The sequence below is a fragment of the Aquimarina mycalae genome, assembly GCF_029906345.1.
In the GTDB taxonomy this organism is placed as follows: Bacteria; Bacteroidota; Bacteroidia; order Flavobacteriales; family Flavobacteriaceae; genus Aquimarina.
Map to the genome: position 1 here is coordinate 95,431 of NZ_JARYGY010000009.1, position 25,940 is coordinate 121,370.

Annotated in this window: 11 protein-coding genes; 2 read left to right on the forward strand and 9 right to left on the reverse strand. The window is 32.6% G+C overall.

Features of this window, described 5'->3' with window-relative positions:
* Window positions 1-8 precede the first annotated feature (8 nt).
* The 5 genes from QBK95_RS20040 to QBK95_RS20060 all read right to left on the reverse strand — a co-directional run bounded on the left by QBK95_RS20040 (window position 9) and on the right by QBK95_RS20060 (window position 13,313).
* A complete protein-coding gene (locus QBK95_RS20040) occupies window positions 9-3,323 on the reverse strand; it encodes a VCBS repeat-containing protein (RefSeq protein ID WP_280936337.1) in 3,315 nt (1,104 codons plus the stop codon).
* Window position 3,324: 1 nt separating this feature from the next.
* A complete protein-coding gene (locus tag QBK95_RS20045) occupies window positions 3,325-6,639 on the reverse strand; it encodes a VCBS repeat-containing protein (RefSeq protein ID WP_280936338.1) in 3,315 nt (1,104 codons plus the stop codon).
* Between the two features lie 88 nt (window positions 6,640-6,727).
* Window positions 6,728-8,266: a RagB/SusD family nutrient uptake outer membrane protein gene (locus QBK95_RS20050; RefSeq protein ID WP_280936339.1), complete on the reverse strand. Its 1,539-nt coding sequence runs from the start codon at window positions 8,264-8,266 to the stop codon at window positions 6,728-6,730.
* Between the two features lie 11 nt (window positions 8,267-8,277).
* Window positions 8,278-11,370 carry a SusC/RagA family TonB-linked outer membrane protein gene (locus QBK95_RS20055; protein ID WP_280936340.1) on the reverse strand — a complete coding sequence of 1,031 codons (3,093 nt, stop codon included), beginning with the start codon at window positions 11,368-11,370 and terminating at the stop codon, window positions 8,278-8,280.
* 272 nt (window positions 11,371-11,642) lie between these two features.
* Entirely contained in the window at window positions 11,643-13,313 is a 1,671-nt protein-coding gene (locus tag QBK95_RS20060) for a glycoside hydrolase family 13 protein (RefSeq protein WP_280936341.1), read from the reverse strand.
* A 701-nt stretch (window positions 13,314-14,014) separates the two neighbouring features.
* Between QBK95_RS20060 and QBK95_RS20065 the strand changes: the two genes are divergently transcribed.
* Together QBK95_RS20065 and QBK95_RS20070 are read left to right on the forward strand one after the other, a co-directional pair.
* On the forward strand, window positions 14,015-15,046 hold the full coding sequence (locus QBK95_RS20065; protein WP_280936342.1) for a LacI family DNA-binding transcriptional regulator: 1,032 nt from the start codon (window positions 14,015-14,017) through the stop codon (window positions 15,044-15,046).
* A gap of 197 nt (window positions 15,047-15,243) precedes the next feature.
* Entirely contained in the window at window positions 15,244-17,295 is a 2,052-nt protein-coding gene (locus QBK95_RS20070) for a kojibiose hydrolase (RefSeq protein WP_280936343.1), read from the forward strand.
* Window positions 17,296-17,297: 2 nt separating this feature from the next.
* Here the strand turns inward: QBK95_RS20070 and QBK95_RS20075 are convergent, their stop codons facing one another.
* The 4 genes from QBK95_RS20075 to bglX all read right to left on the reverse strand — a co-directional run bounded on the left by QBK95_RS20075 (window position 17,298) and on the right by bglX (window position 25,849).
* Entirely contained in the window at window positions 17,298-18,311 is a 1,014-nt protein-coding gene (locus QBK95_RS20075) for a LacI family DNA-binding transcriptional regulator (protein ID WP_280936344.1), read from the reverse strand.
* 21 nt (window positions 18,312-18,332) lie between these two features.
* Window positions 18,333-21,047 carry a helix-turn-helix and ligand-binding sensor domain-containing protein gene (locus QBK95_RS20080; protein WP_280936345.1) on the reverse strand — a complete coding sequence of 905 codons (2,715 nt, stop codon included), beginning with the start codon at window positions 21,045-21,047 and terminating at the stop codon, window positions 18,333-18,335.
* 209 nt (window positions 21,048-21,256) lie between these two features.
* On the reverse strand, window positions 21,257-23,533 hold the full coding sequence (locus QBK95_RS20085) for a glycoside hydrolase family 3 N-terminal domain-containing protein (protein ID WP_280936346.1): 2,277 nt from the start codon (window positions 23,531-23,533) through the stop codon (window positions 21,257-21,259).
* Window positions 23,534-25,849, reverse strand: a complete 2,316-nt coding sequence (bglX, locus tag QBK95_RS20090) for a beta-glucosidase BglX (RefSeq protein WP_348637350.1) — start codon at window positions 25,847-25,849, stop codon at window positions 23,534-23,536.
* Window positions 25,850-25,940 lie beyond the last annotated feature (91 nt).

The following is a 25,940-nucleotide window of genomic DNA, read 5'->3' on the forward strand; positions in this document are numbered from 1 at the left end:
AATCTACACTAAGGCTTCTTTTTATTTAATTTAAATATTTTAGGGGTCTTATCATTAATCCCTACCAACAAATATTTTTCTCCTGATGTATTCTTCATCCAGCGCATTGCCTTGACCTCATCTTCAACCAAAAACCCTGAAGCTTTAAGGTCTTTAAAACTACCATCTTTATCTCCAATAAGTACGTTTCCTCGACTAGCATCTAATCTGGAAAATTGTGGCTTAAAATTATAATTATTTCCCGCCAAAATAAGATCTATGACTCCATCATTATTTACATCTTCTGCTTCTATATCACAGATACAAGATAACTGCGTTTCCTTGGGTAGTTCTTTAATTTCGAAATTATTATTCCCTGTATTGTATGCAATGATGCTAGCAAAGTTATTCACCATCTTTACCGTTGCATTATCTAAAACTTCTTTAGAAAATAATTCATCAATAGATTTAGTAGCATATTCCGAAAACTTTAGGTTTTGTTTTTTCAATACGTTAATCTGCCCAGTAATTTCTTTTTTTAAATGTATTGGTATGTCTTTCCCATCTATTGTTTGAGTAATAATCTGTTCTACGGTTCCATTATTATCAAAATCATTAATATACATTTTAGAGGGGTATTCTTCACTACATTGATATATTGAATTTAACCCTCGATTTCCTAAGACCAGATCCACATCACCATCTTTATCTACATCTACTGGTTCTACTGTATTAAACCAACCAGAAACATTGTCTAAAGTTGTTTTTATTAAACTTAATCGACTATTATTATTGGTAAAAACTTTGGGTGACATCCATTCTCCTACGATAATTAAATCTTTCTTATGATCTCCATCAATATCTTGCCAAACTGCATCGGTAATCATACCTATGTTTTTGGCTTCTGGTATTTTGCTTGCGGTTACATCTATAAAATTACCACTACCATCATTCTCCAAAAAATAACTTTGAGGAGAAACACCATATACCCCAAGGATGCTATGACTTGCTACAAATATATCTATGTCTCCATCCTGATCATAATCATATGCCGCAAGCTTAGAAATATTAGTATTGGTAGGCTTTATTATATTTCCTCTGGAGAAATTCCCTAATCCATCATTAACATAACTTCTAACACCTGTTCTTGCTCCTTTAAAATTTCCTCCAGAGCCAATCACTAAATCTAAATCATTATCTCCATCAATATCTTCAAAAATAGCGGTTGTATCTTCAAAGAATTCTTCGGTCTCAAAAGAAGTTAAACTTAACTTCCCTGATGCGTTCTGAGTATATAATTTTCCTGTTTGATTATAAGCACCGCCAATAAAAACATCCTCATTGCCATCTCCATTAATATCTGCTATTGCCAATGCAGGACCTTCTCTAGATTGCATTTTATATATCAATCCTTCATAATCAAAATCTACATACGGATCTTCTTTGTGTTCCTCTAAAATATGTGCTACTTCTTCAAAATATTTATTATCAGATGTAGAAGTATATTGATACTTTTCATTCGCATTTTTTTGATCCAATTCGACTTGAGAATTTAACGTAATATTTTGTAATAATTCTGATTTTCCGTTGGGATATATAGCTCTAATAGAATCTACTTTTTTGGTTTTACCTAGACCTATAGTCATAATATAGTCTATCGATGATTGAAAACCTCTGGTAGGGATCAACTCTTGTCTCAAAACTTCTTTTTCGATATATATTTCGACAACACTTCCAATTGCAAAAGTGTTTTTACCTTCTCCTTTAATTTTAATTTTCAGATAATTATTCTGTTTGGTTTCGCTATTATTTTGATAGACCGCAACTGGCATATTAAAATTATTAACTATCAGGTCTAAATCTCCATCGTTATCTAAGTCACCGTATGCAGATCCATTAGAAAAAGTAGGCTCTTCGAAACCCCAATTTTTTGTTGCATCAGAAAAACTTAGGTCTCCATTATTTTTAAAAGCGTAATTAGATATTGGAGTAGATGGCATTTTATTAATAATGGAATCTACTTCTTCTTTCTTGCCTGTTAAAGTCATTTTCTGAATGATATCATTTGCAAAAAAGTTCATAAAATCCTGATCTGTAAGATCATGATAAATTCCGTTACTGACATAAATATCACGATATCCATCATTATCCATATCGAATAATAATGCACCCCAACTCCAATCTGTTTTTGCTACACCACTATAAAAAGCAATTTCAGAAAATGTATTATCCCCGTTATTGAGCTGAAGCGAATTTTGCATATACTGATTATAAAAATCTCTGCTTTTCTTTAACTGATACACATCATAGCTTTCAAAAGAACTGGTTTCTTTTAATCGTTGATCTCCTTCAGGTAGCATATCTGTCACGAAAATTTCAGGATATCCATCGTTATTAATATCTGCCATATCTGCACCCATCGAAGAGATACTCAAGTGTTTTACCCAATCTTTTATTTCTTCATTAAATGTCCCATCTCCTTGATTAACATATAAATAATCTCTCTCATAAAAATCATTAGATACATAAATATCTGGTAATAAATCTTTATTCACATCTCCAATAGTGACTCCTAGTCCAAACCCAATAAGACTACCAAATATTCCTGCGGTTTCACTAACATCAGTAAATACTCCGTTATCATTTCTAAGCAATTTATCTCCACCTCCTTTTAGGATTTCTGGGATATCCCAATCCTTTGCTCTAAGGTTGCGTTTGTTTACATATCCCAAACTGCTTACTGGAATAAAACTATTATTAAGAATATACACATCTAAATCTCCGTCTGCATCATAATCAAAAAATGCAGCGTGTGTGGTAAATCCGCTATCTGCAAGGTTATATTCTACAGCTTTTTCTGTAAATGTTAGGTCTCCATTATTTATAAAAAGTTCATTTTTTTGATCATCGCCTTCTACATTACCAGCATTACACACATAAATATCTAATAATCCGTCTGCATTAATATCCACCATAGCTACTCCTGTTGACCACGAATTTTTTCCAACGGTTTTTGATTTTTTTGAAATATCTTCAAATTCAAAATTCCCTTTATTGAGGTATAACTTATTTTCTCCTCTATTAGCGGTTAAATAAATATCTGGTAAACCATCATTATTAATATCACCAATAGCTACTCCTCCTCCATTATAAAAATTTCTATAAGTAAAAATATTGAAGTTCTTCTCGTTATTAACCTGATTAATAAAATCGATATTGGTAGTTTCTGATCTCATTTTGGTGAATAACGTATTCTCGTTTATTATCACTTCTTCTTGTGAATTTTCTTTCACACAGGAAACAAGTGTTAGCAATGCAATGCAACTATATAAGAACTTATTCATGTTACTTTTTTATTTTTTTAACTAGTTGGACACTATCGTTATTAATCCCAAACAGCAAGTATTCTTCTTCCTTAATCTTGATTTTTTTTATTGATCGAACTGCTCCTTTGATATCTAATCTAATATCTTCGGAACTCTTAAAACTCCCAGCACCATCATTTAACAATATTGTGCCGTATGATGCATCCAATCTACTTAATTGAGTGCTAATCTCATAAGTATTTCCTGCAAGTATAATATCTGGATATGTATCATCATTTATATCATGAACTAATATATCATGAGTAGAGGATATTTGAGCTCTCCAAGGCAAATCGTGTGCAATAAAATTAAGACCTCCTTGATTTTCGAAATAGGTAGTTTTAAGCGTAAATACTTGTTTTTTTTCTGCATTCTCAATTTTTTCTTCAGTAAAATAATCCTTAAAATCAGCTTCAGAAAAAGCTTTATATGACAAGTATTTCTTATTAAGATAAGGTATTTGTTTTGTTAACTCATCCTTAGTAGCAATTGGTGTTTCTCTACCTTGATAAAAGTACGTTACTATAGGATCTACTTTTCCATTATCATCAAAATCATTTAAATACAACTGTATTGGTTCTTCTTCTGAAGCTTTCAAACGACTATTAAGCCCCCAATTGCCTGCAATGATATCTTTATCTCCATCATTATCCATATCATACACCGCAATGCAGTTCCACCAGCCATTGGTTTTTTCTAAAGAAGATATATACTTCTTTTTAAAATTACCTTTCTGATCATTCATGAGGATGGTAATTGGCATATAATGCCCCGTTATTATTAAATCCTGATAGTCATCATCATCAATATCTGTAAACTTAGCATCATATACTTGTCCTATTTCATATAGTTCTGCGGCTGCGTTTAAGGTAATTTCTCTAAAATTGCCTTTACCGTCATTTTCAAAAAGATAATTCTTTGGAGTTGCTCCATAGACACCTGCTTTACTATTACTTCCGATAAAAACATCCATATCGCCGTCATTATCAATGTCGGCAGTCTTTATAACAGATGCATTGATTAAGATTTCGGGAAAAGGTACTTTATTGAGTCTAAAGTTTCCATTATCATTGATAAATAGTTTTGGACTACTTTGATATCCAGAATAGTTTTCATTCCCTCCATAAATGGTAATCAAATCCAGGTCTCCATCTAAATCTGCATCAAAAAAATGCTGATCTATATCTTCGAATTTCTTATCCAGTTTTATTTCTGGTTGTTCATTTTCAATAAAATCTCCTGATGCTTGTTGCAAAAATAAAGTTCCTGCTCTAAATCTTCCTCCTGGAATAAAAACATCTTCTAATCCATCCTGATTTATATCTTTTACAGATAAGTGAGGCCCTTCATTGGAGTTTGCATAAGGTGCTAAAGGTTCTATACTAAAGTCTTTAGTTTCGTAATCCTGATGTTTAAACTTGATACTTGATTTCTTATGTTCCAAATAGTTCGGAGATGTACTCTTACCAATCAAAGAATGATTAGTTTTGTTTTTACTTAATGAAATTGAAGTATTGACTTGAATATTTTTATGAATAGATTTACTTCCATCTGGCCAGTTTACTTGTATAGAATCAATACTGTTATGCTTTCCTAATCCAAAATGCAATACAGGAGTAACAGAAGACAAATATCCTCTTGTTGCATGTACTTCGGAAATTTGGATATCATCAGAAGTAAAAACGGTTGCTTTAGCTCCAATAGCATTCAGGTTGCCTTTTGATCCTTTCAACTTTAGTTTTAAGTAATTATTATTTCCTTGTAATTTATCTGAATGATTTTGATATACAAAAGCATTCTGGTTAATATTATTTGTTATGATATCCAAGTCACCATCATTATCTAAATCCGCATAGACAGCGCCATTACTATATGTTGGTGTGTTTTTTGCCCAGCTATCCGAAACATCCTCAAATGTTAAATCTCCACTATTACGATAAAAATAATTTGCTGTTTTTTTATCTGGCAATTCACCAATCAATGCTAAATCTTCTTTAGTCATACCTTGATCAATACGTCTCTGGATATTATCATTAGCGATAAAACTAATGAAATCCATATCATTGGTAGCCCCTTTAATCCCATTAGAAATAAAAATATCTTTAAACCCATCGTTATCATAATCCGCTACCAGAGGAGCCCAACTCCATTCTGTAGCTGCAATGCCCGAAAAGAACGCAATCTCACTAAAATTACCATTACCACGGTTTAATTGTAAAGCATTCTGCATATACTGTGGTTGATACCCATTTTTAAGATATTGATTGTAAATCGTAAATCCATATTCTGTTCCTGACGATTTATAGGTAGATAGTTCTTCTGGTAGCATATCTAATGCTATTATATCTGTATGACCATCATTATTAATATCTGCTATATCTGTTCCCATAGAAAAATGAGAAGTATGTTGAATATTTTTTTGGTTAGACGTAATTACTTCTTCAAATGTTCCATCTTGTTGATTTATGTACAAATAATCATTCTCAAAAAAATCATTTCCAACATAAATATCAGGAAATCCATCATTATTAATATCACTTATAGAAACCCCTAAACCATATCCAATAGCTCCTTGAAAAATTCCTGCTTCATTAGAGACATCTTTATATTTACCACTATCATTTCTATATAACCTATCTCCCGAAAGTGAGTCTATTTGTGTTCGTTTTGCTCCTCTTCCGTAGGTTCGGTTAGGATGTACTGAATGATTTAAGAGATACATATCCAGATCACCATCTAGATCATAATCAAAAAAACTTGCTTGTGTAGAAAAACTAGATATATCCAAATTATATGCGGATGCTTCTTCTTTAAAAAATGGAATACTATCTTTATTGATTCCTTGATTTACGAATAGCTTATTCCTTCCTTTTATACCTCTATAATTACCCACTTTACAAACATAAATATCTTGTAAACCGTCATTATTTATATCAACTATAGAAACACCTGTAGACCAACCTTCTTGGTCCTTAATAAGATCAGAAGTAGCCTCATTAAATTTAAGATTCTTTTGATTTATATATAATTGATTTTCATTCTGATTAGAAACAAAATAGATATCTTCCCAACCATCATTATTAAAGTCGCCCACTCCAACACCAGCTCCATTATAATAATAGAGATAGGTAAGAATATTCAGATCTGGTGTATCCTTTAATTCATTTTTAAAATAAACACCTGAATCTCTATCATCTAACACCTCAAAAAAATAGGCTTTCTTCTCATTTTTACAAGAAATAAAAAGGATAAGAAAGAATATATATATATTAATATTTTTAAAATAGTTAATCAATGGTGACGAGTGTGTTAAAATATTTTAATTAGCAGAGCCCTTCATTACTGAAGGGCTCTGCTCTAACAAATCTTAGCATTTCAATATGTTAGTAACCAGGGTTTTGCGTTAAATTAGGATTTGAAATAAGTGCCCCAGATGGAATTGGGAACAAAGCCCTAAATTCTTCTGTGCTACTCTTCAAGCCCCATGTTTCTGCAAATTTACCGAAACGAATTTGATCATTACGTCTCCAGAATTCTTTATATAATTCTCGACCTCTTTCATCCAACAAATCTTGTTCTGTTAAGGTAGTAATTGGATTAGCTGCATTTCTTATGGTTCTAAGATCATTAATTAATGTTAATGGGTCATCACCAGAAGTTCCTCCTCTAAAAATTGCTTCGACTTTCATCAAATGAGCATCTGCATATCTAAATACAATTTCATGATTTGCAAAAGCTCCATTTTCAGGGTGATATTTTATCGTACGAATTCCTGTACGTTCATTATTTCCTAATAAACCGGGGAAATCTCTAGTAAATTCTAATGGTTGCCCTGGTCTATCTGTAAGCATGTTTCCGCTTGCATCATATTGCTGTCCTACTAGGAATCCAAACCCAATACCCAAATTAGATCCATCTGTTGGTACAAACCCTCTTCTTTCTTCTTGACCACTTCCTGGTACGTTGGTGTTAGGATCTCCTTCAAAAAGATCATAAAACTCAGCTAGCGTAGACCAACCATTCCAACCTCCTCCTCCATTATCTGGAGAGTTTTGATTATAGTGTAATCCATTCCACATTCTGTTTCCTACACTTGTTTCTGCAAACAAAATAGTTTCGGTATCTACATCAGAAGTGAATATTCCAAAATAACCTGCTTGTAGTGCAAAACCATCAGCAGTAATTGCATCTACTGCTTCAACAACCGATGTCATATCTGCAGCGGCAGGAGTTCCTGATCCGTTGTAAATATGTTTATTTAAAAGCACCTTAGCCAGCAAATAATTTCCAGCAGCTCTAGACGCTCTATTGGTTGATGCACTTGGTCCTACAACAGGCAAGTCTGGAATAGCTTCGTTAAGATCTGTTACCACAAAATCTAAAGCCTCAGCCCTTGTAAAAACTCTAGGGTCGATTTCTGGTCCTTCATCTGGCTCTCTAAATGGCACTTGACCATACATATCCATGATCCAAAACATACTAAAAGCTCTTAAAAACTTAGCTTGTGCTAATTGTCCAGCATCAGCACCACTTCTAGAATCAATTATTTCTGTTGTATTAAATATGTTTGTATTTAGGTTATTCCAGTTATTTAATACAAATGGGTGAATCGCACTCCACGTATGTTCATGTAAATTTCTCCATAATCCATTATCACCCCAATCGGTTCCTCTTGTGGGCACTAATAATTCATCGGATGTAACTTCATTCAAAGCATATAAATCTGCTTGATTACCTATCTGACCGTTAAGAGCATTGTATACATTAGTAATCGCTGCATCAACATCTCCAACACCAGAGAATTCACCTGTTAGATTCTCAATCACCGAGTCGGTTGGTTCTATTTCCAAATCCGTACAAGAGATTACTAGCATCATCGACATTAATGTCAATAATCCGAATTTAAATTTCTTTTCTTTCATAATCTTATTTTTTAAAACGTTGCACTAAGTCCAAATGTATATGTTCTCGGTCTTGGGAAAGCCGTATAATCTATCCCAGCCGTTGGTATTCCGTTAAGAGGTGCACTTACGTTAACCTCAGGATCTAATCCACTATAGTCTGTAATTACGAAAAGATTTTGTCCTGTTGCAAATAAACGAAGTGTTTTAAACAATCCATCTCCAGATACTGGCCAATTATAACCCAATGATGCACTCTGTAATCTTAGGAAATCTCCTTTTTCTAAGAAACGTGTAGAGACATCTGGCGCATTTGAAGCAGCTTCTCCATTAGTTAAAACATCTGTAGTCACATTTCTACCTCCATTTATACTACCTGCAGTAAAAAATGCATTGGCAGTATTATTATAAATATAATGTCCGTATTGACCTGCAAAAAACAAGGATGCATCCCAATTTTTATAATCGAAACTTGTAGAAATACCTAAGTTGATATCTGGTAAAGCACTTTTACCCACAAATTCCTGAACATCTCCATTAGGATAAATCGATTGACCATTAGCATCAAATCCTGCAAACTCTCTTAAGTAATAAGAAAACAATGGTTGATCTTCTGCTAATAACTGTGCAAAAGCTCCTGTTAATCCTTGACCACTTATTTGTCCTGACTGAATCTGACCACTAAAGTTTTGAAGTTCATTTTTGTTATAAGCAATATTAAATCCAAAATTCCAGTTTAGATCTTCTTGCTGAATTATATCATAATTAATTCCAAATTCTATACCTTGGTTAATTACATTCCCATCAATATTGGTAAAATTAAAAGGCTGTGGTGTTGGCTGTGCATTTGCGGCACTTAACAATAAGTCTTTAGTATCCTTATGATATACATCAATAGTACCTGTTAAACGATCTCCAAAGAAACCGAAATCTATACCAATATTTGCTTGACTAGTTTCTTCCCATTTTAAGTCATCGTTCACAAACGAAACTTGACTTGTTCCTGGAGCGTTAATATCACCTCCATTGGATATTCCACCACCTCCAAATCTACGTCGGATAGTAAAATTACCAAAACCAAGTCCATCTTGATTACCAGTAATACCATACCCAAGTCTTAGCTTAAGTGTAGAAAAAGCATCTCCTATAAAATCTTCTTGATCTAATTTCCAGGCAAATGCTCCTGATGGAAAATACCCATACGTATTATTTGGTCCAAATCTAGAAGAACCATCTGCACGTAAGGTAGCTGTTAAAATATATTTCTCTGATATTGTATAAATACCTCTCACAAAAAAGGATTGTAACTCATCTGTAAAATCAAAGGTATCTCCAAATATAGATGTTAGCGGAATCGCAGGAGCATTTAAAACTTCTCCCTGAACAATATCTGGAAACAATCTATTTACAAAAGATCCATTTGGCGCTACACCATATTGCTGAAACGATCCAACAATAGAATTTTCAATTGCATTTGCAGAGTTCTCAAGATTTTCTCCCATTTGATTTAAATCGGTTGTACCAAATCCAAATCCTTGTATATTTCTACCACTTCTAGCAAACTCCTGGTAAGAAAAACCAGCTAATGCAGAAAGCTTAGAATTACTAAATTCCTTCTCATAATTTAGTGTTATTTCTAATAATTGGTTTTCTACATCTATATCATTAAGAGTACCTCTACCATTTCCTGGAGTACCATTGTTTAATCCTGTAATATTACCAGATAACACACTTATAGCAGTAGACTCAGAATTATCATATCCTAAATTGACTTTAGCACTTAATTCTGATGTGATATCATAATTAGCAGAAAAATTGATTAAATATCTATTTGTCTTAGTTTCATTCTGGCTAAAATTAAGTAATGCTAACGGATTAAGGTTAGATCCTCCTGGGTCAAAATTAGTGTCGGCTGGCCAAGTTGGATTAGCAGAATATGCTGCTCCTAATAAATCCCCTTGAAATCCTGCATTATTACTAATTGGGGGTGCTTCATCATTTACTCTTGATATCGTACCTTGTAAATTCAATTTCAATTTATTGTTAAAAAACCTTTGGGTAGCATTAATTCGCCCAGTTATTCTTTCTAACGAACTTTTCTTTACAACTCCAAATTGTTTTCCGTATCCAAAAGAAGCTCTTACATTTCCTTTCTCATAGTTATGAGAATATGATAAACTGTGGTTATGAGATTCTGCTTGTCTTGTTACTTCATCTTGCCAATCCGTATTCGCTCCAAAATCTTGAGCTGCAACATTACCTCCAAATTGGTTGATAGCGGCCAAATATTGATCTCTATTTAATAAATCAAATTCTTCTGCTGGTTTTGAAATACTAATTGAAGAAGAATACTCAAAAAGTCCTTTTGGAGCTCCTCTACCAGCTTTAGTTGTAATAATAACTACTCCATTAGCTCCTCTAGATCCATATATTGCAGTTGCAGAAGCATCTTTAAGAATACTTACACTTTCAATATCATTAGGATTAATAAAGTTTAATGGATTTCTTGCAGAACTTGTCCCGATACCTAAATCACTACCTCCTGCAGCTGTATCATCACCTGCTAATGGGACACCGTCTACTACAAATAGTGGATTATTATTTGATCGAACAGAAGTAGTACCTCTAATTCTAAGCGCTACTCCAGCTCCTGGTTCACCACTGGCTTGAGTGATTTGTACACCCGCAGTTTTACCTTGAATTAGTTGTTCAGGAGAGACAATAGATCCTTGATTAAAATCTTCAGAACTTACCACGGCAACAGCACCAGTAGCATCTTTTACTGATTGAGTACCATATCCGATTACTACTACAGCTTCTAATTCTGCGGCATTTTCTATCATAGTAACATTGATAGAGGTTCGACCATTAACCGCAACTTCCTGAGTCTCGAAACCTACGTAACTGAAAACCAAAACCGCATCTTGTGCAACATTGCCAATCGTGTAGTTTCCATCAAAATCAGAAACCGCCCCATTTGCCGTTCCTTTTACAAGTACATTTACCCCTGGTATTGGTCCATTCGCATCAGAAATCAGCCCTGTAACCGTGATTTGTGCAAACATCATATTCCCCGAGATAAATACTAAAAGAAACATGAGTTTTTTAAGTATCATACTTTTCATAATTTAGAGTTTGATTAAATTTAAAATATTTAGTTGTTAATTATTATTTTTACGTTAAACTTATTTCCTATTAAATAAGTAATCAGGGGCGTCTTAGTCATACTTAGAACAATCGACATATTAGTAACTACAAATAAATATTTGAAAATCGTTACAATTTAAGATGCCCCTACATTACCTTTTTAAAGAAGTTTCTATCAGAAAAACTCCTTCGCTAACAAACAAAAACTAATTTCACTTTCTACTTGATTCATATTTGTTGTGTCTTGATTTTATCCTAAATCCAGTACTACTCCTTGATATGGTTCTAGAGTAATTCTATTATTTTCTATCTCTAAACCCTTATAATTATTAACCAAAATATTTACCTCATTCAGGTTCTCATTATACTCAAAATGTCCTTTTAAGCTTTCAAAGTTTAGTATTACCATAATTTTTTCTTCTCCCAATGTCTTTTTATAAATATATAAGCTAGGGTTATTGAATTCTATCTCTTCAAAATCTCCATATACAAAAACATCATGATCCTTTCTTACTTTTAATATTTGTCTATAAAAATTAAGAATTGAATCTGGGTCATTCTCCTGGTTTTTAACATTAATAGTAGTGTGATTTGGATTTACTTTCAACCATGGTTCTTGTATAGAAAACCCTCCATTTATTTCATCACTCCATTGCACAGGTGTTCTTGCATTATCGCGACCTTCTTTATTGATCATCTCTAATGCTAACTCTTTTGAGTACTTATTGGTCTTCAAATTCTCTTTATAAAAGTTTAGAGATTGTATATCCCTTACTTCATCTATCGACTGTAGGGTTATATTAGTCATTCCAATCTCATCTCCTTGATAAATATTTAATGTACCGTTCTGAGTTGACATCATTGTCATTAACATCTTAGATGACTCTAAATAATATTTTTTATCATCTCCAAATCTAGATATCATACGAGCAAAATCATGATTCCCCATTGCATTAGCTATCCAACCAGTTCCATGAATAGCATCTCTCCATTTTTTAAATATGTGTTTGATCTGAATAAGATCAAATGGCGAAACTTCTTCGAATTTCCCATTTACAATAGTACATTCCAGAATATCGAAATGATACAACATATCTAATTCTTTTCTGTCTTCATCTACATAAAGCCCTGCATTAGATTCATTAATCCCAACACCTTCTGCCAATGAAAAAGCATCGTATTTGCTTATCACTTTTTCATTCATCTCGTTAAGGTATTTATGAACTGTAGGTCCATTAGCATATACATCTTCTATAATCTTCCTAAAGCCCACATTTGGTGCATCAGGATATCCAATTCGTTTTGAAATCAAAGGAATTACATCCATTCTAAAGCCATCTACTCCTTTATCCAACCAAAATCTCATTGCATTATATATTTCTTCTCTAACCTTAGGGTTCTCCCAATTCAAGTCTGGTTGTTTTCTTGTAAAAAGATGTAAATAATACTCTCCTGTTACTTCGTCAAACTCCCAAGCACTTCCTCCAAAAAAAGACATCCAATTATTAGGAGGTCCTCCATCAGCTGCTGGTTTTCTCCAATGAAAATAATCCCTATAAGGGTTTTCTTTAGATTTCTTAGCCTCTTCAAACCAATTATGCTCATCAGAACAATGATTCGCCACCAAGTCCAATATCAACCTCATTCCTCTTTTATGAGTTTCCTTCAGCAATTCATCAAAATCTTCCATTGTCCCAAATTCAGGCATTATAGAACAATAGTCACTTATATCATATCCATTATCATCATTTGGCGAACTAAAAATCGGGCTCAGCCAGATAATATCTATATGTAAACTTTTTATATAGTCTAACTTTTCTATAATACCTCGTATATCTCCAATACCATCGTTGTTACTGTCATTAAAACTTCGAGGGTATATTTGATAAATCGTTCCTTTTTTAAACCAAGTAAGCTTCACTCAATATCTATTTAATTTTAACAATAATTCAGTCCTATTTATAAAAGGGTTCAGATATTATTTAAAGTTCAGTTATTGATATCTTTTTCTTAAAAATCAATCGAAACATCAATTTTCTATAAAAACAGTTAAAATACTTTAGTATCAATACTTTTATGGTTCATTTTTTATCAAAACTACAACATAATTTAAATAGAATTTTGAATACCTAAATCTTTACATTACCTATACAATCTAAACATTTTAGTTTTTTAAAACATTTAAAATATTGATTATCAATATTTTAGATTAACTTAAGACAATATGAAATAAAACAGAAAAGAAAGAAAGTAAACGATTAAGTATAGATTTTATATAGACATAAACTTTACATATTTCTATACAATAATGAAAAAACAACCAATAAACTTCTTATCAAACTATATTTCAATTTCTTAAAAAAACAAATGTCATAACATTATTTATCCTAAATTAGCGTAGGTGTTTCAAATCAAAGTTTGAATCTTTTATTTTGGGAAAGGTTTTACAAAACATATTGTTTCGTAAACTCTGGGGCTATTAGTTTTTAATGTTATTACAAATTACATAACAAATAGCCTTCTAGGAAAGTAAATCTTCCACTAAAAATAATACAAACGTTTGTATTATTGTTTTTTTAGTAAAATTAACGATTCATTGATAATTTTTTAATATTTATTTTAATGGGTTTTAAAAAAAGAAGGGTAAAGCTTGAGGATATTGCAAGAAAACTTAACATTTCTATTGCAACTGTATCAAGAGCTTTAGATGAAAATCCCAGAGTAAAACAAAGTACTAGAGAAAAGGTTTTTAAAATGGCCAAAACGATGGGATATATGCCTAATCAAATTGCAAAAAGCCTTAGTTCTGGGAAAACGAATATTATTGGTGTCCTCATTCCAAGATATGATGAACCTTTTTTTATTGAAGTATGCAGAGGAATTGATCAATATGCTAGAAATTACAATTATAAAATATTAATAAGTTCTTCTAGAAACTCATATGAGTTTGAAAAAGAAAACCTGATTTCTTTTGAAAGAGGTTTGGTAGACGGTATTATTCTCTCTCCAACACATGAAACCGAAAATGTTGCTCATCTAAATAGCTTAATTAATAAAGGAATCCCAATGGTTTTATTTGATAATATCAGAGAAGAGGTATCGGGTGCAGATCATGTAATGATTGATGATGAAAAAGCAACTTTTTCGGCTGTAGAATTTTTGATTAAAAAAGGAAAGAAAAAAATTGCCTTTATTGGAGGAATTAAACAAAAGAAGGTGTTCCAGGATAGATACAAAGGATATATTACTGCACTCGAGCATTACAATGTTCCCAAATATGAAGAATTAATTTTGCATTGTAATTCATTGGAACGCGAGTATGAAGATAAAGAAATTCTACAGTTTTTTAAGCATTTAACCGTTGAACCAGATGCTGTTTTTGCCTGTACTGATAATTATGGTTTACTAACAATGAAGACTTTGTTAAAAACAGGTAGAAAAATACCCGAAGAAGTTTCTGTAATTGGTTTCGGTGATTTAGGATTAGGTGAAGTATTTGTTCCTACATTAACATGTATATCACAACCTAGTTTTGAAATGGGTCAAAAAGCCGCAGAACTTCTAATCTCTCAGCTTAATGAACCAGATGAAGTGGACCACAAAAAAAGTATCATTAAACTTAAAACTAAATTAATACAACGAGAAAGCACCTAAATAACTTATTATTTTGCAATAGAAAACATTAGCATTTTAATAAAGAATCTTAGGTTATATCAAAAAATCATTAATACAAACGGTTGTATTATTTAAATGGTTTATCCCGCTTCAATTTTTCTTAATTGTTTAGTAAATTGTATGTAAAACATTTGTTTTTAAACACATACAACGCCACTTGTTCAAATTATCTTGTTATGATATTAAAATTTGCTAAACCTTATCGCCTCTTAGTTTCATTCATTCTCTTTTCGCTTACTATTGGATATGCACAAAATGATGGTTGGACGATAACCACCACAGATGATCAAAATTATACTGGTATTGTTTCGGCAAATGGTAGAATTGGTATTTTGCCCTCTTCTAATCTTTTCGAAACCGACAAAATAATTCTTAACAATGTTTATGACAAAGAATCTGTATTAGGAGTTAGCAGGATACTTTTAGGGATGAACTTTGGAAATCTTGATATCTATATCAATGGTACAAAATTAAGCAACAATAATATCAGTAACTGGAGACAAACACTGAATATGAAGGATGCCAGTTTTACTACCAGTTTTACATACAATTCTATTGCCGAAATTTCTTATACTATATATGCGCTCAGAAATGTTCCTTTTTCAGGATATATCGATTTTGAAATAAAGGCGTCCGAAGATATCAAGATTAAAGCCACAGGAAAAATCCAAACGCCTACAGAATATAAAACTCCCATAAGTACTTATAGAATATTAAAGGATGCAGAGACCACTATGCCTATTCTACAAACGGTTGCAAAAAGTAGACTAGGCAGACATACGGTTGGCACCTCTGCCACCTTTATTTGGCATGATATCAATTCAGGAAAAGAAGATCAAAGACCTGAATTAATCCACAACAAGGTATCAGAATACGATAATCAATTATCATTCGAAAAAAAAGTCTTAAAAGGTCAACATTATAGGTTTGCCTGGACAGCAGCTCAGTGTTCAACACAGGACTTTTTTGATCCACAAACAGAAAGCGAACGTTTTGTTATTTTTAATTTGTTAACTCCTAAAAAAGATTTATTAGCCCAACATAAAGGTTTATGGGAAAATCTATGGGAAGGTGATGTTATAATTGAAGGAGATCTTCAATCGCAATTAGATATACGGTTAGCACTATACCATCTTTATGCGTTTTCAAGAGCTGACTCTAATCTCAGTATTGCTCCAATGGGATTAAGTTCTCAAGGCTATAATGGGCATATTTTCTGGGACACTGAACTCTGGATGTATCCTCCATTATTAGTACTAAATCAGGATATTGCACGTGCTCTTGTTAACTATAGATCAAATCGATTAGATCAAGCCAAGAGAAAAGCTATTAATTTTGGATATAAAGGCGCAATGTTTCCTTGGGAAAGTGATGACACAGGAGAAGAAGCTACACCTGCTTGGGCATTAACAGGAACATTCGAACATCATATTACAGCAGATATTGGTATCGCTTTCTGGAATTATTATAGAGTAACCAAAGACAAAACATGGCTTCAAGAACGTGGTTACCCTCTTCTAAAAGAAGTCGCAGATTATTGGGTGAGCCGTTCTACTAAAAATACTGATGGATCTTATTCTATAAAAAATGTAGTGGGTGCTAATGAGTTTGCATCCAATGTGGATGATAATGCTTTTACAAATGGAGCCGCCATTACTTGTTTACGATATGCTGTTCTTGCTGCTATTGAAATAGGAGAAACACCCAATGATATTTGGAAACAAGTAGCTAATAAAATAACGATTCATCAATTTGAAGATGGCACCACCAAGGAACATAAAGAATATCAAGGTGCTAGGATAAAACAAGCAGATGTAAATTTGCTAGCCTACCCACTTGATATTGTTACTAACAGAGAAACGATCCTTAAGGACTTATCTTATTATGAACCTAAACTTGCCGAAGAAGGTCCAGCAATGGCGCAAAGCATCTTTGCCATTATTTATGCTCGATTAGGAGATCCTGAAAACGCATTCAGACTTTTTAAGAGAAGCTATGAACCAAATAAGAGACCTCCTTTTGGTGCCTTAGCTGAAGCTGCCAATAGCAACAATCCTTATTTTGCAACTGGAGCAGGAGGAATGTTACAAACCGTTATTTTTGGATTTGGAGGATTACACCTTACGGATCAAGGAATCGTTCAAAAAAAACCAATATTACCATCAGCTTGGAAAAAGTTAACGATTACTGGAGTAGGCGTTGAAAAAAAGACATATGTAATAGAATAATACTAATTTGTCGAATCTCTTAATATCAAAGATGTCTTTACAATTTCTGTAGTTGGCTGATATTTCTCCTCTGATGTGCTTTCTAATCTATCTAGCAACATTCTAGCGGCTTTGGCTCCTAAGTCTTCTGCATGTTGTGAAACTGTACTTAATTTAGGATATGAATGTTTGGATAACAAACCATCTGTAAAACCAATCACAGAAATTTCTTTTGGTATTTTATATCCAAGTTTGTTAGACATATTAATTGCTACGGCCGCAGCAGTTTCGTCTAAACCAAGAACCGCATCAATCTTATTCTTTTTAAGAAATGATTCTATTTCTTTTTCTTCTGTTTCTACATTAGTTATTGGCAATTCTATTAAACTTACTTCTTCATGAGCTGAAACTACCTCACGAGCTCCTTCAATTCTTAATTTTCCAACACTTAAATCAAAAATTGTAGAAATTACTGCTATTTTTTTACATCCAGTTTTGATTAAATGTTGAATCGCTGTTTTTGAAGCATGTTTATCATCTACAATTACCTTATCACAATCTATCTCTTCACTAACTCGATCAAACATCACAATCGGAACATTATCTCTCTTTAATTCTTTAAAATGATCTAATTTATTAAGCACTTGTGTTTCTTGACTTAAAGCCAAAATAAAACCATCTACACTACTGTAGTTAAGCATTTCTACATACTCTACTTCTTTTTGGTACGATTCATTAGTAATACAGGTAACTATTTTATATCCCTTTTGCGAAGCCTCTTGTTCTATCCCAAATAAAACTTTAGCAAAGAAATGATTAAGGATTTCTGGCAGTAAAACACCGATGGTATTAGTCTTATTGCTTTTTAAACTTACTGCTAATGCATTAGGTTTATAATTATAGAAGTTGGCAAGTTCATGAACTCTATTAATTGTTTTTTCACTGATTTCAGAATCGTTTTTTAATGATTTAGAAACGGTAGAAATAGACAAATTTAGCTCTTTTGCCAACTGTTTAAGCGTAACCTTTTTCCTCATGACCTCGATATTAGGAATTCCTTATTTAAGACTTATAAGAATATTAGTCAAATTATCTTTGGAGCCTAAATTAAGCTTTTTTCTTAATCTATGCCTGCTAACGTCCACACTTTGTGAACTTATTCCTAATAAAGGGGCTATTTCTTTTGAAGATAAATTCATTTTCAGATATGCGCATAACCTTAAATCCTTTGAGGTAAGATTTGGATAATTTTTAGAAAGCTTCTCATAAAATTCCTGATGTGATTTATCAAAATTAATTTCAAACAGTTTGCTTTCTTTATCTGTAATATAATACTCTACAAGCCGTACCAATTCATTATAACTATTGGTCGGTAATTTCTGAGGAGAAGCATCTTGCACTTTAATAATCTTATCTCTTATTTTCTTAAGGATCTTGTTTTTATTAAGATTTACATATGCAATTTGAGTAAGTTCTCTGCTTTTTGCTTTTATTTCATCTTGTAATTTAGAATTATTAAGCTCAATAATTTTATGTTCTTGTTCTAATTTATGCGCCTTGTGTTCTTCTTCTTGTTTTTGAAGCTTTTCCGCTTTTTGTTCAAGCAAAATACGTTCTTGCTTTTTCATTTTATATCTATTAATTCCAACCATTAAAACAATCAATGACAGGAAAAGCAATAAATATAACAGGTATGCCCAGTGTGTTCTGTAAATTGGTGGTTTTATGATAAAATCAAAAGAAGACTCTCTATATCCACCATTATATTTTGCTCTAACATTAAAAGTATAAGATGCTTCTTTGAGATTAAATAAAGTTTGTTCTGTTGCTGTTGTCCATGCACTCCAATCTCCTTCATTTAAATTCGTCTGATATTCTATTTCTTCTCCATAAATAGGTAATGCATAGTTTATTTTAAGATCATTATCCGAAAACGGTATTTCAGCACTCATTGCATAAGATTTACCGCTATTTACAGAAACAAAATTTCTAATCAAGACTTCACTTCTAATACTTTCGGAAATTGTCTTACTATCTTTAGAATACATTGCAAACCCATTAAAAACTGGAATAATTTCATTCTGCCCATTTAATGAAAAGACATTTAGAACATCGGGAACCATCTGATCCTCAAGTTCATGAAGAACCGTAATTCCTTCTTTATCTTCCACAACTATTTTCTCATTATCAAGATACCAGGTTTCATCATCTTTTTTAAATATTCTAGGAGCATACCCTCTATTTTCTCCTATTTCAACCTTCGTAAAAGTGTCATTCTTCTTATCGTACGTATAGGAATTGAAATTCGAAGTTATTACAATTTCATTTTCTATTTTTGAAAGTGATAATCGTTCTTTCCCAAAATCAGTTATAGGATAAAAAGCTTCATTTTTTAGTTCTTTATTAGCGTAATCCAAACTAAATCTAAACACTCCTTCTGAACGCAGTGCAACCCATACATTATTATCTTCATCGATTTCGAGATATCTTCCTGATTTTTCAAACCCCTTTAATTTATAACCTTCCCAAGAATCTTGATTTTTTTCGTATAAAGAAATTCCGTTATAATTTCCAGAAATCACAACATCATTTCCCTTTTTCATCTTGAAATTTCTAAAATTCCACGCTCCAAGGTCTTCTCCCATTCGCGTTAAATTCTTTCCATCTACCGCATATGCTCCTTTATCGTGTCCAACATAAATCTTGTCTTCTACCTTTTCGATATTCCATACTTGACCGTTAATTAGCAGTTCGAATTCTTTAGTAGTATCGGATGTAGTATTATCTGTAATATACAACCCTTGATTGGTTCCTAAATATGATACATCCTGCTCTTTTACTACAGCATACGTAGTTCCTAATTCTCCATAATAATCATAGAAATATTTTAGCGGAGAATTCAATTTCACATGATCAACTCCATAATCTAACGCAAGCCAAAGATTATCTTCGTCATCCTGATATATTGAAAGAATTGTATTATTCTGAAGGCCATTTTGCTTATTAATATTCTCGATATCACCTGTAGCAAGATTAAGAATATAAAGTCCATTAGATACAGTACCTAATGCGATTCTATTATCCTTAAGTTTTACAAAGGAAAATATCTGAGCTTTTTTCAATTCGTCTAATACTGGAAATGTAATTGGTATGAGTTGATTATCAATAAACTTATATAATCCTTTTGTATCTGTGATGATGATTAGATCTTCCTGAATCTTAGTAACTCCAATAATATTCTCATTAAGTTTTGGATCACTTATAATTGGGATTAAATTAGTTTCGCTTAACTTAAAAACACCATACTTAAGGTCGTTTACATAAATATGCTCATCGATTTTATAACTCCATTTAAATCGATAAGGTGCTGGTATTTTAGTAATTATATTGTCTTGATTAACATATAGATTCCTGAAGGTTTGAAAAATAATTTCATCATTCACATAATGGGTTCTCCAATACTCTTCTATATCAGCTGCAACGTCTTTTTTATTATTACGCAGTGGTAAGACATTATAGTCTCCATAACCGTTTTTAATTAATAATCCATGATGACCATCCGCGCCAAAATATATAGAATCCTTATTCTTAACAAAAAGACTTCTATTTACCATCTCTGGATTAGTAATCACTGATTCCCATCCAGTTCCATCAAAAGTTAAGACATGACGCCCATTAGCAATATAAATTAAGCCATTTCCGTCTTGTTTGATGTCCCATGATTGTGCATTAAAACCCATATTTTTGGTATCATAATGGGTTATTTTAGGCAATGCCTTATTTTTTATAGACTGCGAAGAAACCGAAAAACACAAAAAATAAATTACGAAAAAAAAACGATACATTGGATGAGTTTTAGCATAAGTAAGCTTATCAAATATACCATTAAAATCTTTACATACTTATCACATCTATAGCTTTAAAAGTATTAATACTTAATTAATATTTTTAAGAGCATTTGTACATATTGAATATTAGTAAATTATTTAAGCTTTATTTTTTTCTTTAGACCACCGACATTAATTTCAAAATCACCAGGTTCGGCTGTAGTCTTTAAATTTTCATTTACAAAAGACAATTCATCTTTAGTAATAGTAAAGTGTACAATCTCAGATTCGGCAGCATCTAATTCTATCTTTTCATACCCCTTTAATGCTCGAACTTCTGGTGTAATACTTGCATACAAATCACTAATAAATAGTAGTACTGACTCTTTACCTTTTCTATTTCCAGTATTGGTAATCTTTACTGAAACTTCTATTGATTCGTCTTCACTCATTTCTATAGCATTTAAAGACAAATCGGAATACTCAAAAGTAGTATATGATAATCCATCGCCAAACTCATATTGTTGATCATAGTCAGATTCATAATAATTCGGAACAACAATATTATCAGAATGTTTATGGTTATAATTTACAAAAGCATGAGGGTGTTTTGGGTAATTTATTGGCAATCGCCCTGATGGATTTTCAACTCCATATACTAAATCTGCTAATGCATCTGCTCCATAGTTTCCAGGTAAATACCCCATAAAAACTGCATCTACCAATGGTTCTATCTCATTAAAAATTATAGGTCTCCCTTCTAGTAAGACCAGTATGATTTTCTTTCCTGTTTCTGACAATGCCTTGGCTAATTCTATCTGATTATCTGGCATTATAATCGAATTGGTATTCCCTGGTGTTTCTGTATAAGAATTTTCTCCCAGACACAATAAAACAACATCGCTTTTTGCAGCTGCCTTTACAGCTGCTTCAATTGTATTACCACCTTCAAAAGTAACACCTTGCACAAAAGTTGTATTTACTTTTTTACTAAAGGCATCGGCAATAGTGTTTTTATCGTCTGCATAATTATCTGCTTCACTACCCTGCCAATTGTAAGACCAACCACCATTAAGAGGTCTCATAGAATTAGCGGTAGGTCCCGTAACTAATATCTTAATACCTTCTGAAAGAGGTAATATGTTATTTTTATTTTTCAATAATGTAAAAGACTCTATTGCTGCTTTTTTACTTAAAGCTGCAAACTTGTCTGATCCGAAATCAGGGTAATTTTTTGGGTCGGTAACAGGGTTTTCAAATAATCCTAATTGCATTTTTACCTTAAGTATTCTAGACACTGCACTATCAATTCTTTCATTAGAAACACTTCCTTCTTTTACAAGTTCTACCAATAATTCAGCGAATTCAAAATCATGAGGTACCATACTCATATCAATCCCAGCATTAACAGACATCTTAATTGCATCTTTAATAGTTTCTGCTACTTTGTGTCTTGTATGTAAATAATTAATATCAGCCCAATCAGTAACTGCAATTCCTTCAAAACCTAGTTCTCCTCTTAGAACATCTGTCAACAAAAACGAACTTGCGTGCACAGGAACTCCATTAATTTCTCCAGAATTGATCATTAATGTAATGGATCCAGCATCCACTGCTTCTTTAAAGGCTGGTAAAAAATATTGTCTTAGTTCTCTTTCTGGAATCCAAGCAGGCGTACGATCTTTACCTGAAAGAGGCACACTATATCCTAGATAATGTTTCATACAAGAAGCAACTGTATTTGGGTCCCCTAATGTTCCTTGATATCCTTCTACCATTGCTACACCCATTGTTTTTCCTAAATACACATCTTCTCCAAAGGTCTCCCACAATCTTGGCCATAAAGGGTTTCTTCCGAGTCCTAAAACTGGAGAAAAATTCCAAGGGATAGATGATGCTCTGGTTTCATATGCAGAAACCTTTGCCACTTCTTTTACAAGGCTTTTATTGAAAGTTGCTGCTAGCCCAATTTGTTGAGGGAATAAGGTAGCTCCAATTGTATAATTGACTCCATGAATTGCATCAATTCCGTAAATAATTGGTATTTGTCTTGGAGTTTTTGCAGCCTCATCCTGAAATATTTTTATCGTTTTATACCAGTCTTCTTTGGATAACGGAACTCCTGGTGTATTTAGAATAGAGCCTACTTTATAAGAATGAATTGCTTTATGAACCAATGCTGAATCTAGACTATACGGTTGTGATGAGCTATACTGGTTGTCACCTTTAGTAACAACATCTAGCGTAATCTGAGTCATTTGCCCAACTTTTTCTTCTAATGTCATTTCAGAAAGTAAGGTTGCTACTTTTTGATCTATTTCTGAATTCATTGTCGATTCTTTTGTTGTTGGACTTTGCTCATTTTTATTAGGTTCTGAGTTACAACTTACAACAATTAGACTCAATAGTATTATATGTAATATACGCATCATTTAATTTTTAAAAGTAAAATCAGTTTGAAGATTAGTAACAGAACTTCCTCCAACAAAGGCTTTAAAATCTCCTGATTCTGCTTCCCATTTTTTATTGGCTGTATAAAATTGAATTGTTTCTTCAGTAATGGTAAAAGTAATTGTCTTACTTTCCTTTGGTTCGAGTTCAACTAACTCAAATCCTTTCAATTCTTTTACTGGGCGTGTTAAGCTTCCTATTAAATCTCTAATATATAATTGAACCACTTCTTTTCCTTTTACTTGACCAGTATTTGTAATTGTTACAGACACGGTTATCGATTCACCAGAAGTAAAAGAAGAAGTATTCGTTTTCAAATCCTTATACTCAAAACTAGTATAACTTAATCCATGTCCAAAAGGATACAATGCATCATTACTTTCGTCTGTATAATGAGACCAAAAGACCATGCCATCTGGATTAGAGGGTCTTCCTGTATTCTTTACATTATAATACAATGGTAATTGTCCCACATGTTTAGGAAAAGAAACAGGTAACTTTCCTGAAGGATTATAATCTCCAAATATAACATCTGCAATTGCATTTCCAGACTGTGAACCTAAATGCCAAGCCTCTATGATAGCTGGAGCTTTTTCTGCAATATTCTTAATTGCCATAGGACGACCATTCATTAAAACCACTACAATATTCTTATTAACCGCATATATTTCTTCAAAAAGTTTTTGTTGTGGTTTGGTAAGATCAATACTTACCTGGCTTCTCGCTTCTCCTGATTGAAATGCTTCTTCTCCTATAGTTAATACTACTACTTCTGCTCCTTTTGCGACATTAACCGCTTCTTGAATACCTGTAAAACTTTCTCTGTTTACTTTTAAATCTCGAACAAAATTTCGCTCTCCTATACCGAGCTCTACTCCTTTAGCATAGGATATTTTTACATCCTTGTCTACTACCATCTTAATTCCTTCTAAAAGTGAAACAGCAGAATTGGGAGTTGCTTTCCCTCTCCAACTTCCAATTGGAGTATCCTTATCATCAGCCAGAGGACCAATTACCGCTATGCTACTGATTTTCTTTTTAAGAGGTAAAATATTTTTTTCATTTTTCAATAAAACAATAGACTTTCTAGCTACATCTCTAGAAGCGTTAAGATGCTCTTTAGTATATACATCTTTTTTCTCTCTTTCTTCATCGCAATATTTAAACGGATCATCAAATAACCCTAATTTAAACTTTACCCGAAGTACTCGTTTCACTGCCTGCTCAATTAATTTTTCATCTACTTTTCCTGCTTTTACTAATTCTTCCAAGCCTGTCTCATAGGCTCTCCCCTCCATATCCATATCATTACCAGCAATAATAGCAAGCTCTGCCGCATGCTTCTTATCTTTTGCATATCCATGAAATATCATTTCTGCAATGGAAGCCCAATCTGAAACTATAAAACCATCCCAATTCCATTTCTTTTTTAATACTTCTCGCTGTAACTCCTTATGAGCTGTAGCAGGAATCCCGTCAATCTCGTTAAAAGAACTCATCATAGAAGCAACCCCAGCATCCACAGCTGCTTTAAATGGTGGCAATACAGTATTATGTAGTTCGAATTCTCCAATACTAACGGTATTATAATCTCTACCACCTTCTGCAAAACCATAGGCTGCAAAGTGTTTAGCACAAGCTGCTAAGGTTGTGTTTTTAGACAAATCATCTCCTTGAAAGCCTTCAATTCTGGCTACAGCTATTTTTGAGGCTAAAAACGGATCCTCTCCAGCACCTTCCATAATTCTACCCCAACGTGCATCTCTAGAAATATCCACCATAGGTCCAAAAGCCCAATTCACTCCAGAAGCTGTTGCTTCTTTAGCCGCAATAGCCGATGATTCTCTAATTGCTTTTAAATCCCAACTGGCACTTTCAGCAAGTGGAATTGGAAAAATTGTTTTAAAACCATGAATTACATCATACCCAAAAAGCAAGGGTATTTTTAATCTTGAATTCTCGATCACTGTTCGTTGTAATTCCTTAGTACCTGCCACAGTAGTTGCATTAAGCATAGCACCTACTTCTCCATTTTTTAGCTTCGTATATTTCTCTTTATTACCAACATCAGAAGGTGGTCCTGTTACATCCCAACTACCATTATACAACACCAATTGTCCTACCTTTTCTTTTAAAGTCATTAAAGAAAGTATAGAATCAATTCTTTTTTCAATATTTGATGCGGGTTTTTTTTCTTCTAGGTTTTGAGAAAAACTAAACGAAGGCATCATTAAAAAAACACCCAGAACTGTTATCAAAACAGTCCTTTCAATAGTAAATTTTTTATTTCTTTTCACAGAGCCTTTTTTTAATATGTTCGTAATAAATTAGTTATATAAAATTAATGATCCAGTTTTAAATTTTATTAACTTCAGTATTATATATATA

Coding starts and splice junctions, on each gene's coding strand:
- QBK95_RS20040 (WP_280936337.1), bottom strand. CDS start 3,323: ATGAATAAGTTCTTATATAGTTGCATTGCATTGCTAACACTTGTTTCC.
- QBK95_RS20050 (WP_280936339.1), bottom strand. CDS start 8,266: ATGAAAGAAAAGAAATTTAAATTCGGATTATTGACATTAATGTCGATG.
- QBK95_RS20055 (WP_280936340.1), bottom strand. CDS start 11,370: ATGAAAAGTATGATACTTAAAAAACTCATGTTTCTTTTAGTATTTATC.
- QBK95_RS20065 (WP_280936342.1), top strand. CDS start 14,015: ATGGGTTTTAAAAAAAGAAGGGTAAAGCTTGAGGATATTGCAAGAAAA.
- QBK95_RS20070 (WP_280936343.1), top strand. CDS start 15,244: ATGATATTAAAATTTGCTAAACCTTATCGCCTCTTAGTTTCATTCATT.
- QBK95_RS20075 (WP_280936344.1), bottom strand. CDS start 18,311: ATGAGGAAAAAGGTTACGCTTAAACAGTTGGCAAAAGAGCTAAATTTG.
- QBK95_RS20085 (WP_280936346.1), bottom strand. CDS start 23,533: ATGATGCGTATATTACATATAATACTATTGAGTCTAATTGTTGTAAGT.